The organism is Paludisphaera borealis (assembly GCF_001956985.1).
Taxonomy (GTDB): Bacteria; Planctomycetota; Planctomycetia; order Isosphaerales; family Isosphaeraceae; genus Paludisphaera; species Paludisphaera borealis.
This window is the reverse complement of record NZ_CP019082.1, coordinates 7,297,624-7,310,605: the sequence shown is the minus strand read 5'-3', so window position 1 is coordinate 7,310,605 and position 12,982 is coordinate 7,297,624. Positions and strand designations below refer to the sequence as shown.

Below are 12,982 nucleotides of genomic sequence, written 5' to 3'. Positions count from 1 at the left end.
TGCCCACCGGCTTCGACTTTCGACGTCGTCTAGCGTTCGGACGGTGGGCGGCGCCCACCCTACAAAAGAGTGAACGGCCATCGATTGGCCGACATGAGCCAAGAGTGAATTCCGCCGGAGTTTCGCCATGAACTGCCAGGATCATCTCTATCGCCGCACTGATCCCTCGCTCGTCTCGCGCCGCTGGTTCCTCGAACAGTGCGGCGTCGGTCTGGGGACCATGGCGCTGCGCGACCTGCTCGGTGGTGGGCTCGCGACCGCAGCCTCGCCGACGGCCGCCAAGGGGGGTAACCCGCTCGCCCCGAAGGCGCCGCACTTCGCGCCCAAGGCCAAGCGGGTCATCTTCCTGTTCATGGCGGGTGGGCCGTCCCATCTGGAGATGTTCGATAACAAGCCGCAGCTCGCGAAGTTCGACGGCACGCTGCCGCCGGCCGAGCTGCTCAAGGGCTATCGGTCGGCGTTCATCAACCCCGACGCCAAGCTGCTCGGACCCAAATTCAAGTTCGCCAAGCACGGCCAGTCGGGCACCGAGGTCTCCGAGCTTCTCCCGCATCTGAGCCGGGTGATCGACGACGTGGCCGTCATCAAGGGGATGTCGACCGACGCCTTCAACCATGCCCCCGGCCAGATCATGATGAGCACCGGCTCGATGATCTTCGGCCGGCCGAGCATGGGCTCGTGGGCCTGCTACGGCCTGGGGAGCGAGTCGCAGGACCTGCCCGGCTTCGTCGTCTTCAGCACCGGCCAGAAAGGCCCCAGCGGCGGCAACTCCAACTGGGGGAGCGGCTTCCTGCCGACGCTCTATCAGGGGGTGCAGTTCCGTACCGGGGGCGATCCGGTGCTCTACCTGTCGAACCCCAAGGGGGTCGACCGCAACATTCAGCGCGACTCGCTCGACGCCGTCCGCCAGCTCGACGAGATCCGGCTGGCGAAGATGGGCGACCCCGAGATCGCCACCCGGATCAACTCGTACGAGATGGCCTTCCGGATGCAGATGACGGCCCCCGAGGTCATGGACATCTCGCGCGAGCCCCAGCACATCCGCGACCTCTACGGGGCCGAGCCCGGCAAGCCGTCGTTCGCCAACACTTGCCTGCTGGGTCGCCGGCTGCTTGAGCGGGGCGTGCGGTTCGTCGAGATCTTCCATGAGGCGTGGGACCAGCATGGCGACCTCGTCGGCGGCCTCAAACGCAACTGCGGCGACACCGACCAGGCCTGCGCCGCGCTCGTCCAGGACTTGAAGCAGCGGGGGATGCTCGAAGACACGCTCGTCGTATGGGGGGGCGAGTTCGGCCGCACGCCGATGGTGCAGGGGGGGGCCGACGGCCGCGACCACCATCCCAACGCGTTCTCGATGTGGGCCGCCGGCGGCGGGATCAAGCCGGGGGTCAGCTACGGCGAGACTGACGACCTCGGCTTCAGCGTGGCCCGCGACAAGGTCCACGTCCACGACCTGCACGCCACTCTGCTGCACCTGCTCGGCTTCGACCACACGAGGCTGACCTACCGGTTCCAGGGCCGCGACTTCCGGCTCACCGACGTCCAGGGGCGGGTCGTCAAGGAGTTGCTGGCTTGAAGTCGGCGGCGCGACGCCCGAAGGTCGGTCGGAACCCCGCCCTTTGGGCTTGTTCGACAGCCCCTTGGAAGTCGTGGCGAAGCCGCTCGACCTCCGCTTCGGCGGCCTGCGCCTCGTCGCCGCGATCAAGCTGGTCGAGCACTTTCGCATAGCGCTCGAGTGTGTCGGCGTACGTCGGATTCAGGGTCGAGCCGGACCGCTTGAGGATCGTCAGCGCCCGCCGCAGGTGTGGCTCGGCCCTGTCATACTTCTCGAGTCGGAACTCGACGGACGCCAGGTCGCAGAGGGTCGCGGTGAGCGACGAGTTGTTGGGCCCGACGGCTTTCTCCTCAATCCGCAGCGCCTCGTGGAACAACTGCTCGGCCTGGGCGTCATGGTGCTGCTCGCGATGGATCAGCGCGAGCAGGTATAGGCTGTCGAAGAGCACGTCGGCGTTCACGTCGGGGTCGGGCTTGCGTACGTCGACCACCCACTTCTCCAGCGGCTCGGCGTCGGCGTAGCGCTTCTCCGTGTAGAGCACGCGCGACAGGTCGTGGTAGCTGCGGACCAGCAGACGCTGGCTGATCGCTCGGTACGGTTTCACCTGCTCGATGGCTTTCTCGAACCGATTCTCGGCAATGCTGTAGTCGCCTCTGTTGAATGCCTTCCAGCCCATATTGTTGTAGTAGGACCAATCGGCGACGACCGCCGGGGGCAGGGTCGCGGGCTGGGCCCGGAGGGTTCCGGCGGCGATGGCCAGGTGGATCGAGAGTCCGCATAGGAGCAGTCGGCGAAGTGATTTCATAGTGGCGCCGCCGAGTTGAAGAGTGCGGGGCGAACGAATCCGATCCGACGTTGGGTCGGCGCTTCGTCCGACGCGTCCGGAACCTCGGACGCCCTCGCCCCATTCTACTCCCAGGACGCGTCGATCGAAGGGCTGGAAATCGGAAAAAATGTTTCCAATTCCGTTCGGCTTCGAAACCAGCGCGAACCGATCGAGTCGCGGGCGGAGGTCGCCCATGGACTCGATCGGTTCGGGAAGTCTCTCGGTCGCCGTCGGCCGGGAGGTCGCGTCATGTCGTCACGTCACGTCCAGCGGACCGGCTCGATCAGCGAGCCCCTGGCTGGCTGAGGAGGGTCGGCTGAGTCGTCGTGCTCGCGCCGGCGACGCCACGGACGCCCAGCTTGGCGTAGTCGACCGACCGGATCGTGAACGAGGTCTGGAGGATCGAGTTCAGCACGGTCTGGAACGGGGCGGCCAGACGGTCGATGAAGATCGTGGTCCGGACGATCGGGTCGCGATAGACCACGACGCGGTCGCCGGGCATGAGCTGGTAATTCGTGGTCGGGTCGCCGCCGCTGGTGATCGCGGCCAGGTTCACGGGCAAGAGCTGCTCGCAGCAGGCGCCTGGAGGGGCGGGGCGGACCAGGCGGATGTTCTGCGGCGCGGCCGTCGGCAAGAGGCCGCCGGCGTACTGGAGGGCGTCGAGCACCGTCTCGTTGCCGGTGATCGGCAGCTTGCCGGGGGCTCCCACGTCGCCCAGGACGTAATAATTCTTGCTGTTATAGGCCGTCACGTCCACGAAGATCCGGTCCGAGTCTTTGGGATCGATCGGCTTGACCTTGCCCGTTTCCGGGTCTTCTTCGTACAGGCCGAGGACGTTGTCGGTCAAATGCTTGCGCAAGTGAAGGACGATCTTTTCCTTGATCTCCGGGATCGTCAGGCCGGCCACGAAGACCTCGCCGTAGAAACCGAGGGTGATCTTGCCGTCGGGACGAACCAGGCGTTCGCCCGAGATCGGTCGGCCGGGCAAGGCTTCCAGCACCTCGACCAAGATCAAGTCGGGGGGCTCGACCACGTAGTCGGGCATCGCGACCTTCTTGAACTCGGTGGGTATATTACTGTTGGCGATCTTCTCTTCCGGCGTCCGGACCGTCTGGCAGCCGCATGCGGCGCAAGCGGCCAGCGACATCAACCAGCCGGCCCGGCGGATCTTCCCTGTGCGTTCCATGCACCACTCCTCCCGGCACTCCGAGACCGGCTCGGCAGAAATCCCCGTCTCCCGCATCGAACGGTCGCCGCGATCCTTCACGGCACGTCCCGCTCGCCGGATCCCATTTCTGCTATTCGACTCATCCCAACGCTGTTCGCTTCGGCGTCCGACCCGCCGTCGAAGGGATCGGACTTGACAGTAGCTAAAATCGGCACAATCGCCCGCTCGCTCAAATCGAAGTCGCGCCGTTTTTGCGGTTATCGGGCGGGTTGTGGAAAATACCGCGACTCGCGCTGGTAGAATTTCCGGGAATTCGCCGCGCCGGCCGTCGTCGCGACCGGGGCGACCGGGGCGGCGCCCCTGGGCTGGATGCGATTGAAGTACCGCGACGCCTGCCCGCCGACGATGTTCGGGTTCCTCGTGTGCGCCGCCGCTCGGGGCGCAACTTCGCCCCCTCCTCGGACGCCGCTGATCCGGCCCGAGCCGAGCCCGGTGAACTGCTGGACCGACGAGACCGCCGACAGCCCCACCTGGCCCCGCGTCATCGGAATGGCCGTCCCATACAGGTAGCTCGCCGCCATCGGATCGACGAGCATCGGGTTGGCGTACCCCGACGCCGCCGCCTGGGCGGCCGCCGCCGAAGTCGCGTTCGCCGCCGGGGCCGCCACGCCTCGGCCCGGAAACGCCGGGGCCGCCCCGTTCTGATAGGGATCGACGCGCGCCGCCTGCCCGTGCGCGGCCGCCTCGAAGAGCGGAACGGCCGCAAGCAAAGGCAAGAGCCGGAAAACCATCCTCTGTCGACCGGTCATGACGCGCCGTTCCTTCCGTGAAGAGTCTCGGGACGAATCCGGGCCAACGACCCCAACCTTGTCTTCCATCGGCAAACCCACCGCTCCATTGCAGATAATCAAAATCGACCGATCGCAAATAATTCGCGAATTCCGTGCGATCGGCGTGATCTGATTCTTCGTCATTTGCGTAAAACCCGGATTCTACGCTGGTTATCCATTTTAACTGGAGCAGGACGAACGACGGACCCGATCGAAATCGCAGTGATCGAGCACGAAGCCGGGTCAGCCTCCCGTTCAGGATTGTCGGAGGCGCGGCACATCACCCCGATCGAGACGAGGCAAGGATGCTGACAAATTCGATGAGGAGGTTCTCCGGAAGGGCGCTGGCCGTCTTCGCGACGGTCGTGATCCTCTCCGACTGGACCATGGCGCAGCAGACCGGCTTGTTCCCGCTGGCCCCGATCCGGCGGACACGGCCCCGTTGCGACCAGCAAGACCCGGTTTACAAGCTCTACAAGGACCAGTATTTCGGATACCATCCGACGCTCTGGAGGAAGTTCCCCAGCGGCTGGGGCGCTCCCAGCCCTGAAGCGCCGGACAAGGAGAAGTCGTTCAAGGAAATCCCGCTGACCCCGCCGGAGGGTCTGGGAGAGGACCAGGGCGACCAGGGCGACCAGGGGCAGGACATGCAAGGCGAGCCCGGCGGCGCCCGGGCCCCGCTTCCCAACCCGCCCAGCGAGGACAACCGCTCTCCCTTTGAAATGGACGGCCCCGCCGCGGCTCCGAACGGAGCCCGGCCGAGGAATCCCAACGGCGCGAACCCTCCGGCGGGCGCTGAGCCCTCGCCCTTCGACAAGCCGGGCCCCCGCGCCGGCGCTCCGTCCGCCCCGCGATCGTCCGCCCCGGACCTCTCGGCGCCGGCCCCGACCCGGACCTCGAGGCGCGGCCGGCCCGCCGAGATCGACCCGGCCGACGCCGGCAGCCCGATCTTGGCCGCGACCGACGCGTCGGCCTCGATCGACGACCGCGACGCCGGTCTCCAGGACGTGAGCGGCGCGATCGACGCCCCCGTGGCCTCCCCCGCGATCGCCGATCCGAGCCGTCAGCCTGCGGCGAAGCGAAGCCGGATCGGCACGCTGATGAGCGGCCTGGGATGGAACGTCCGCCGCTGATCGCCGCGACTTCGCCGTTCGCCTGTCGTGATTCATCCGCGACGGGGGCGAGATTCTCGCCGAGCACCCTCCCCGGGAACCGCTCGGCGGGGCGCTCGCCCCCCGCGGCATTTCCCGACTCCGGGCGCGGTCCCGGACCGATGAGTCGGCAGACCTCTCTAGCGGTCGTCCGCCCCGAGTCGTCAGAATCAGGGGTTGGGCGAACCGAATCCCTCGCGTCCCCATCGGGTCGCCGTATCTTCGAGCAAGAACAAAGCGGCATGCGACATCCGAGATTCGGATCATCACGATTGCTCGCCCTTTCCGCCCTCGGCCTGGTGGTCGTCGGCCTGTTCCTCGCCCTCGCGTGGAACCACGACCGGCTGGGCGTCTGGGGCCGGACGCTCATCCTCCCCCTCGGCCTGGGCGTGGCTCTGCTCGCGGCGGCCGTCGTCCGGCTCGTCCGGCGCCGGAGTCCGGCGTCCACGACCGATCACCCGACCGACGCCGAGCCGCTCGACCCCGAGGTTCTGGCGCAGGCGGCGGAAGCCCAGTCGGCTCGGGCCCGGGAATTCATCGACAAGATCCGCGACGCCGACCGCCGCGACAAGCTCAAGGGCGAACTGGACCAGCTTGACGGCGCGCGCCGGCAGCCGCCGGCCGAGCTGGGCGTCGTCGTCTTCGGGACGGTCTCCGCGGGCAAAACGTCGCTGATCAACGCGCTGGTCGGCCGCCACGTCGGCGAGACCGGCGCGGTGATGGGGACGACGCGGCACGGCGAGAATCATGTCTACACGATCCAGAGCGTCGATGGGACCGTCCACCTGACCGACACGCCCGGGATCTCGGAAGCCGGCGCCGGGGGCGCTGACCGCGAGCACGAGGCGCGGCGGCTGGCGGCGCGGGCCGACCTGCTCCTGTTCGTCGTCGATCACGACCTGATCCGCGGCGAGTACGCCCCGCTGATCGAGCTGGTCAGGCTGGGCAAGCGGTCGATCGTGGTCCTGAACAAGAAGGACCGGTTCCCGGAAGCCGACCTCGCCGCGATCCTCGCCAAGCTCCGCGAGCGGCTCGACGGCGTCGCGCCCGCCGAGGATGTTGTGGCGGTCGCCGCCGCCCCCCGGCCGATCGCGCTGCGGACGGTCCTGCCCGACGGCGGCCACGAGACCGTCTACGAGGTTCAGGAGCCTGACATCCAGGCCTTGCGCGACCGGATCGCCGGAGTTCTGGCCCGAGAAGGCCCGTTGCTCCGGGCCGCCAACTTTCTGGTCAAGACGAAGCTGCTCAGCGACGAGGCGGAATCGGGTGTGGCGCGGGAACGGCTCCAGCGGGCTGACGAGGTGGTGGACCATTGCCAGTGGGTGACCGCCGCCACGGTCTTCGCGAATCCGATCCCGGCCTTGAACCTCGTCGCCGGTGCGGCAGTCCAGCTCGACATGATCGCCGACCTGGCGCGGATCTACGGCCTTGAGCCGTCCACCTCCCAGCTTCGGGCGCTCGCCGGGCGGATGGTTCAGGCGATGCTCAAGGTCGGGCTGATCGAGGCCGCGGCGTCGGTGATCGCGGGGATCTTCAAGCGGACGCCGCTTACGTTCGCCGCGGCGGGCGCCCTCCAGGCCGTGACGATGGCGTACCTGGTCCGGATCGCCGGCAAGGCGCTCACCGAGTATTACCGCAACGGCGAGAGCTGGGGCGAGGAGGGGATCGAGGCCGCGATCCTCCGGCAGTTCGAGCTGAACAGCCGCTCCGACTTTCTCCAGGACTTCGCCCGCCAGGCCGTTGACCGATTCTTGCGGAAGGTCCACCTCAAAGCCGCGAAGGTCGCGGGGCGGAGCGGAGCTTGATCCGAGTTCAACCCCGCCGCCGGCCGGTCGCCGTCGGCGCGAGAAAGACCGAGGCTTGACCCCATGAGCGTTCCGACGGACCCCCCGACGACCGCACCGGAGACGCCCAAGTCGGCGGCCGCGGCCCTCGATCCCCTGCTCGCCGAGCTGGAGCGGAAGCGGGGCGTCGATCCGGTCGTGGTCGCCCCCGACGCCGTCGACCGGGCGCGCGACACCATCGACGCCACGATCGCCTCGCTCAAGTTGACCCCCCAGGAGGAGCAGGCGATGGCCTCCGAGCTGGGCCAGCTCCGCGACCTGGCGCGCAAGCTCGACCAGTCGACCGTCGAGATCGTGGCCTTCGGGATGGTCAGTCGGGGCAAGTCGTCGGTCCTCAACGCCTTGCTCGGCCGCGACCTGTTCGAGGTCGGTGCCGTCCATGGGACGACGGTCCGGCGGTCGACCCAGGAGTGGGCCGACGCGGCGAGCGACGGCGAGGCGTTCGACGGCGCCCGCCTCGTCCTGGTCGACACCCCGGGGATCGACGAGGTCGGCGGCGAGATCCGCGAGGTCCAGGCCCGCGAGGCGGCCCGCCGCGCCGATATCGTCCTGTTCGTCGTCTCCGGCGACATGCAGCGCGGCGAGATCGACGCCCTGGCCGAGCTGCGACGGCTCCAGAAGCCGATCCTCCTGGTTTTCAACCAGATCGACCGCTACCCCGACGCCGACCGCCGCGAGATCCACGCCAAGCTTGAGGACGAGCGGGTCAAGGGCCTGATCCGCCCCGAGGACATCGTCCTGTGCGCCGCGCGTCCCGACCCGGTCCAGGTCAAGGTGCGGCTCCCCGACGGCTCGACGAAGACCGTCTGGGAACGTCCCGAGCCGATCATCGAGCCGCTCAAGGCCCGCATTCTGGACGTCCTGGAAAGCGAGGGCAAGGCTCTGGTGGCGCTCAACACGCTGCTGCTGGCCGGCGACCTGCACGCCGAGATCCTCGACCGCAAGGTCCGCATCCGCGACGAGGCGGCCGACCGCCTGATCTGGAACTTCGCGCTGGCCAAGGGCGCTGCGGTGGCCCTCAACCCGATCCCCGTCGCCGACCTGGCCGGCGGTCTGGCGGTCGACGTGGGGATGATCCTGGCCCTGAGCAAGGTCTACGGCATCCCTTTGAGCCGTCCGGCGGCCGTCCGGCTCGTCCGTGACATGATGTTCGCCCTGGGGGCGATGGGGCTCGTGCAGGTCGCCACCCGGCTGGTGGGCAGCGGCGTCCGGGCCTCGCTGGCGGGCCTGACGATCATGACCGGCGGGCTCGCAGGGCCGCTGGCGGCGATCGGCTACGGGGCCGTCGGCGTCACCCAGGCCGCGGCGGCCGCGTCGACCTCGTACGTCCTCGGCCAAGGCGCCGGCACGTATCTCCGCCAGGGGTGCCAGTGGGGGCCCAACGGCGTCAAAACGGTCATCCAGCAGCTTCTGGCCCAGGCCAAGGCCGACTCGGTCGTCGACCGCCTCCGCGACGATCTCAAGAACCGTCTGAAGCAATCGTAGACCCTCGTATGACAATGAGAGCATGACTCAACAGACCCGGAACGTTTTGATCGGCGCGGCGTGTTTCGCGGTACTCGCCTTGGGGCTGGCCTACGAGGTCGTCTCGACCCGCCCGGTGCGCCAGGCGGTGCAGGCCTACTCCGAGTTGGTCACCCTGGCCAACCGCCCGGACCTCTCCATCGCCGGCCGCCTGGAGGCCGCACGGCCCTTCTTCTCGGCCCGCTACCTCGCGACCCACGATCTCCAGACGGCCCGCGAGGGGGGCCTGGTGGGCCTCCCCCGCTACATCAACAAGAACTTCCAGGCGTGGCGCCAAGGCCCCGCCGTCTGGCTCTGCCCGAGCAACCGCATCGGCCCCGTCTACCAACTTGTCAAAGAAGACGGCCGCTGGAAATTCGACGGCCTCATCGGCATCCTCCGCTCCCGCAACGTCCTCGTCCCCGCCTCCGAAATGCCCGAGTAGACGTTTCGCTCTCGCTGGTCCGAACCATCGGGGCGATCAGCCCGACGGCGCTCGGCCTTCCTCATCCTCGTGCGGTTCGTCCTCGGGCCCTTGGGATTCGACCCACGCCTGGAGGTCGGCGGGGGGGATCTCGTCGGTGAAGGGTCGAGTCGAGCCGAGGCTCCGGCGCGGGGCGTAGAGGTACTGGAAAAGCTGGAACACCCAGCGGAGCAGCGAGACGAGGAACATCGCGCCGATCGCGACCATCGACCAGAAGAGGACGCGGTTCGACTCCTTGACGGGTTCGGCGGCGAGTGGGGCCTCCCAGCCGAGCTTGCCCACGAGCACCGGGGCGCCTCGGACGGCGTCGCCGGCCTGGTATTTCAGGATCTTCAGGAAGTAGCCGTTGAAGACGACCCGCTCGGAGACGTCGACGCCGATGGGCAGGCCCCTGGGAGCTTCCTCGAAGACGCAGTTATAAGGGTATTTGCGCGCGTCGGGGGTGGTGATCCAGGCCTCGTACAGCCATCCGGTCTTGCTCAGCTTCGACTCGAACCTGAGGATGCGCAGGGCCGTGCCGAGGAGGTGGACGGGGACGCCTCGGTAGCGTTCGGGGCGCTCCCACAGGTGCGTCGAGAACACGTCGCGGCGGCTCTCCTGGGCGAGTTCGGGGGCGGTTCGCTCGCGGGCCTTTTCGAGCAGCTTGGCATAGGCGGCGTTGTCGCGGAACGACATCGGCGTACGGTCGGTCACGGTCTCGAATTCGGGCGATTCGTCGGGCGCGACGGGTTCGGGGATCGACTCGACCCGCAGCGGCGGCTCGGGCGCGGGGGGGCGGTGGTGGGCGAAGTGCCAGACCGCGGCCCAGCCCGCGAGCATGACGGCCGCCAGGAGCGCCAGGCGGGGCAGCTCCGAACCTCGGAAGAACGGGTTGGACCGCTCCATGGCCGGGTCAGCCTCCCTCGTTCGGGCCGAGCTCGTCGAAGCTCAGCCTGGGTTCCTTCTTGGCCCTGAGAAAAGCGTTTGTGAACGCGTCGATGACCGTCATCAGCTCGGAATAGCGGAGGTTGGGGTCGACCTTGATCAGCGTCTGGTCGAACGGGGCGTCGGGGTCGAGGAGGTAGCGGTCGAGTTCCTTCGCGAGGGCGGCCTGCTCGTTGGGCACCTCGACGTCGGCGATGGTCACGCGCGCCAGGCGGCCGTCCTCGGCGGCCTTCAGGGTGGTGGGCAGGGTCCGCAGGCTCGCCGGCAGCTCGGCCGACGGGGCGGCGTCGGCCGGGGCGGCGGCCATCGAGGTCACCGGCTGGGGCGGCAGCAGGTTCATGATGAACTGGCCCTCGACCGGCGCGGCGCGGTAGGTCAGGACGAAGAACGTCAGGAGCTGGAACGCCATGTCGAGCATCGGCGCCACCGGCACCTGCGGCCCTTCGGTCTTCTCGGACTTGCGACCTCGCCGTTTCACGGAGGCGTCTCCCTCGGGAATGCGTGGAATAGGGCGGGCCCGGCGATCAGCCCCGGATCATGGCCTTGAGCGCGAATTTTCGGAAGCCCTGGTTCTGGCAGGCTTTGATCAGGTTCAGGACCGATGAGAAGGTGACGTCCTTATCGGCCCGGAGGATGATCGTGGTCGGCAGGCCGGCGGTCGCGACGTCGAGCTTCACGCCCGTGACCTTGAGGTTGAGCTTCACCAAGTCGGCCTGGTGCTTGATCGTCTGCGTCGCCTCGTTGAGCGGCTGAACTTCGTTGCCGGTGAGCAGGTTGCCGCTCTTGTCGATGTTCAGGACCAGGCGGTCTTCCAGCACCCGCTGCGAGTCTTCCACCGGCTGGGCCGAGCCGGCGTCGGGCAGGCGGATGCGCTGGTCGTAGTTGTCGGTGGCGAAATTGATCACGAGCATGAAGAACGTGATCAACTGGAACACGATGTCCAGCAGCGGCGTCAGATTCGGCTCGGCCGATTCCTTCGGCACAACGGATCCGCTCATGGTCGCACCTCCCCCGCGCGGCGGTCAGGCCGGTTTGTTGGTCTTGGCGGCCGTCACCAGCGAGTTGATCGTGCGGTCGGCGACCCGATTGGCTTCGATCGTCATCTGGGCGACGCGGTTGCGGAAGAAGGCGAAGAAGAAGATCGCCGGGACTGCGAGCGTGATGCCTTCCAGGGTGATGAACAGGGCGGTCGAGATGCCCTCGGCCACCTTGTCGGGCCGAGGCTGGCTGCCGGCGGCGGTCGCGATCTCCTGGAAGCTGCGGATCATGCCCCAGACGGTGCCGACCAGCCCGATCATCGGGCCGAGCGTGCCGATCGTCGCCAGGTAGCTGATCTTCATTTCAAGCTCGGTCACGGCCTCTTCGGAGGCCGTCGCGATCGCCTCCTTGGCCTCGGCCCGGCCGTTGGGGAGGTTGGCGATCCCCGCCCGGACCAGACGGGCCAGGAACGAGTCGTTGTCGCGGCAGGCGTCGTACGCCTCCTGGAACTTCTTGTCGCGGATCGCCGCTTCGAGCTTCTCGACCAGGGGCGCCGGCACGGCCTCGCTGACGCGGTATTCCATGAACAGGCGGATCACCAGGGCCGTGAAGTAGACCGACAGGAAGACCAGTAGGACGCCGATCGGACCCGACGCCCGGATGGCCCACTGGAGCATGTTCTCGGGCGCGGCGGGGGTCGTCCCCTCGGCCCCCGGCGCCCCGGGGGCCGGCTCGCCTTTCGCCGCGTCTCCAGCCGCTGGCTCCTCGGCCTTGGCCGCCGGGGCCGCGGCCGCCGGAGCTGGCGCCGCGGCGGGCGCGTCGGCCTTCTTGGCTTCCTGGGCCGAGAGCCGCGCGGCTTGGCCCCATGACAGCCAGATCAAGAACGCCGTCGCCATCGAAAACACGAGCCAGGAACCGCCCAACGCCCCGGCCCGACGGGCACCCAATTGCAGCCGCATGGAACCGATCCCCCCGACTGACACGACCAGAAATGCGAGATGGAAACCGCGAACGCCCCGCCCTCAATCACTCTACGACATCGCCGCGGGTTGAGTGACTCGAACCCTGGGGAACTCGACCCGGTTCGTCCCGTCGGTCCTCGTCGCCGTGGATTCACTATCCGATGGACTTCTTAGGCTGTCAATCCGGTGGAATTCGTGGTTGAGCGCATCGCGTCGTGTGGACCGTGGCGGCGATCTCCCGCAATTGGCTTGGTTCGACGACAAAACACACCGCCGGCCGCCCGGACCGCGGCCCCGGGGCCGTCGCCTCCGGCATCCCGACGCCTGGCCGGGCGGTATCGCGATTGGGTTTGTTCGGCGCGACGCGGGCGACCGAAAAACCGCAGTAAGTCCTGGATTTCAAAGACGTTGTGGGCTGACTGGAAATTGGGTTCGATCGCGCGGAAACCCGCCGCATTCGGGGGGCGACGAGCGGCCTCGCCCGTCGCCGCGTCGCTTTCGTGATTGGGTTTGTTCGGCGCGTCGCCATCGGCCGAAGGATCGTCCTGACACCTGATGGGGTCGAATTCGATTCGCTGTGAGGAAATTGGGTTCGCTCGCGCGGAAACCCGCCGGCTTCGGGGCCGTCGATCGGCCCGACGGATCGTCCCGGCCGCGCCGGCGATTGGGTTCGTTCGTCGTGTCGCGGGCGGCCGAGAATCAACCGCAACTCTTTGCGTGCATTGGCTTTCATCGCGATGGCGAAACTGGGTTCGCT

Annotated in this window: 12 protein-coding genes; 5 read left to right on the top strand and 7 right to left on the bottom strand. The window is 67.9% G+C overall.

Translation table 11 applies throughout. From position 1 onward, the window contains the following. Window positions 1–127 precede the first annotated feature (127 nt). Complete coding sequence (locus tag BSF38_RS28255; protein ID WP_076350353.1) at window positions 128–1,576, top strand: DUF1501 domain-containing protein; 1,449 nt, start codon at window positions 128–130, stop codon at window positions 1,574–1,576. Here the strand turns inward: BSF38_RS28255 and BSF38_RS28250 are convergent. From BSF38_RS28250 to BSF38_RS28240, 3 genes are all read right to left on the bottom strand, one after another. Continuing rightward, a complete protein-coding gene (locus BSF38_RS28250) occupies window positions 1,557–2,360 on the bottom strand; it encodes a tetratricopeptide repeat protein (protein WP_168189482.1) in 804 nt (267 codons plus the stop codon). The two genes, BSF38_RS28255 and BSF38_RS28250, sit on opposite strands and share 20 nt — an antisense overlap. A gap of 304 nt (window positions 2,361–2,664) precedes the next feature. Further along, window positions 2,665–3,567, bottom strand: a complete 903-nt coding sequence (locus BSF38_RS28245; protein WP_076350351.1) for a polysaccharide biosynthesis/export family protein — start codon at window positions 3,565–3,567, stop codon at window positions 2,665–2,667. Between the two features lie 239 nt (window positions 3,568–3,806). Further along, the gene (locus BSF38_RS28240; RefSeq protein WP_076350350.1) at window positions 3,807–4,358 is read right to left on the bottom strand and encodes a hypothetical protein; all 552 of its coding nucleotides are present in this window, start codon (window positions 4,356–4,358) and stop codon (window positions 3,807–3,809) included. Between the two features lie 326 nt (window positions 4,359–4,684). On the opposite strand from BSF38_RS28240, the gene BSF38_RS28235 reads away from it, so the two are divergent. The 4 genes from BSF38_RS28235 (at window position 4,685) to BSF38_RS28220 (ending at window position 9,322) form a co-directional block, all read left to right on the top strand. Then, window positions 4,685–5,512: a hypothetical protein gene (locus BSF38_RS28235; RefSeq protein WP_076350349.1), complete on the top strand. Its 828-nt coding sequence runs from the start codon at window positions 4,685–4,687 to the stop codon at window positions 5,510–5,512. Window positions 5,513–5,772: 260 nt separating this feature from the next. Then, window positions 5,773–7,335 carry a YcjF family protein gene (locus BSF38_RS28230; protein ID WP_076350348.1) on the top strand — a complete coding sequence of 521 codons (1,563 nt, stop codon included), beginning with the start codon at window positions 5,773–5,775 and terminating at the stop codon, window positions 7,333–7,335. A gap of 63 nt (window positions 7,336–7,398) precedes the next feature. Then, window positions 7,399–8,859 carry a GTP-binding protein gene (locus tag BSF38_RS28225; protein WP_076350347.1) on the top strand — a complete coding sequence of 487 codons (1,461 nt, stop codon included), beginning with the start codon at window positions 7,399–7,401 and terminating at the stop codon, window positions 8,857–8,859. 22 nt (window positions 8,860–8,881) lie between these two features. Next, window positions 8,882–9,322 carry a hypothetical protein gene (locus tag BSF38_RS28220; protein WP_076350346.1) on the top strand — a complete coding sequence of 147 codons (441 nt, stop codon included), beginning with the start codon at window positions 8,882–8,884 and terminating at the stop codon, window positions 9,320–9,322. 36 nt (window positions 9,323–9,358) lie between these two features. Here BSF38_RS28220 and BSF38_RS28215 read toward each other — a convergent pair whose 3' ends face one another. From BSF38_RS28215 to BSF38_RS28200, 4 genes are read right to left on the bottom strand one after another with little or no spacing between them, the layout of a single operon-like run. Continuing rightward, entirely contained in the window at window positions 9,359–10,246 is an 888-nt protein-coding gene (locus tag BSF38_RS28215; protein ID WP_076350345.1) for a hypothetical protein, read from the bottom strand. A 7-nt stretch (window positions 10,247–10,253) separates the two neighbouring features. Further along, a complete protein-coding gene (locus tag BSF38_RS28210; protein WP_237170661.1) occupies window positions 10,254–10,763 on the bottom strand; it encodes an ExbD/TolR family protein in 510 nt (169 codons plus the stop codon). Window positions 10,764–10,809: 46 nt separating this feature from the next. Then, window positions 10,810–11,283 carry an ExbD/TolR family protein gene (locus tag BSF38_RS28205; protein ID WP_076350343.1) on the bottom strand — a complete coding sequence of 158 codons (474 nt, stop codon included), beginning with the start codon at window positions 11,281–11,283 and terminating at the stop codon, window positions 10,810–10,812. A 24-nt stretch (window positions 11,284–11,307) separates the two neighbouring features. After that, a complete protein-coding gene (locus BSF38_RS28200; protein ID WP_076350342.1) occupies window positions 11,308–12,222 on the bottom strand; it encodes a MotA/TolQ/ExbB proton channel family protein in 915 nt (304 codons plus the stop codon). Between the last annotated feature and the right edge of the window lie 760 nt (window positions 12,223–12,982).

Bases quoted from the DNA above. Each gene is read 5' to 3' on its own strand.
- BSF38_RS28255 (WP_076350353.1), top strand. From the start codon at position 128: ATGAACTGCCAGGATCATCTCTATCGCCGCACTGATCCCTCGCTCGTC.
- BSF38_RS28250 (WP_168189482.1), bottom strand. From the start codon at position 2,360: ATGAAATCACTTCGCCGACTGCTCCTATGCGGACTCTCGATCCACCTG.
- BSF38_RS28245 (WP_076350351.1), bottom strand. From the start codon at position 3,567: ATGGAACGCACAGGGAAGATCCGCCGGGCCGGCTGGTTGATGTCGCTG.
- BSF38_RS28240 (WP_076350350.1), bottom strand. From the start codon at position 4,358: ATGACCGGTCGACAGAGGATGGTTTTCCGGCTCTTGCCTTTGCTTGCG.
- BSF38_RS28235 (WP_076350349.1), top strand. From the start codon at position 4,685: ATGCTGACAAATTCGATGAGGAGGTTCTCCGGAAGGGCGCTGGCCGTC.
- BSF38_RS28230 (WP_076350348.1), top strand. From the start codon at position 5,773: ATGCGACATCCGAGATTCGGATCATCACGATTGCTCGCCCTTTCCGCC.
- BSF38_RS28225 (WP_076350347.1), top strand. From the start codon at position 7,399: ATGAGCGTTCCGACGGACCCCCCGACGACCGCACCGGAGACGCCCAAG.
- BSF38_RS28220 (WP_076350346.1), top strand. From the start codon at position 8,882: ATGACTCAACAGACCCGGAACGTTTTGATCGGCGCGGCGTGTTTCGCG.
- BSF38_RS28215 (WP_076350345.1), bottom strand. From the start codon at position 10,246: ATGGAGCGGTCCAACCCGTTCTTCCGAGGTTCGGAGCTGCCCCGCCTG.
- BSF38_RS28205 (WP_076350343.1), bottom strand. From the start codon at position 11,283: ATGAGCGGATCCGTTGTGCCGAAGGAATCGGCCGAGCCGAATCTGACG.
- BSF38_RS28200 (WP_076350342.1), bottom strand. From the start codon at position 12,222: ATGCGGCTGCAATTGGGTGCCCGTCGGGCCGGGGCGTTGGGCGGTTCC.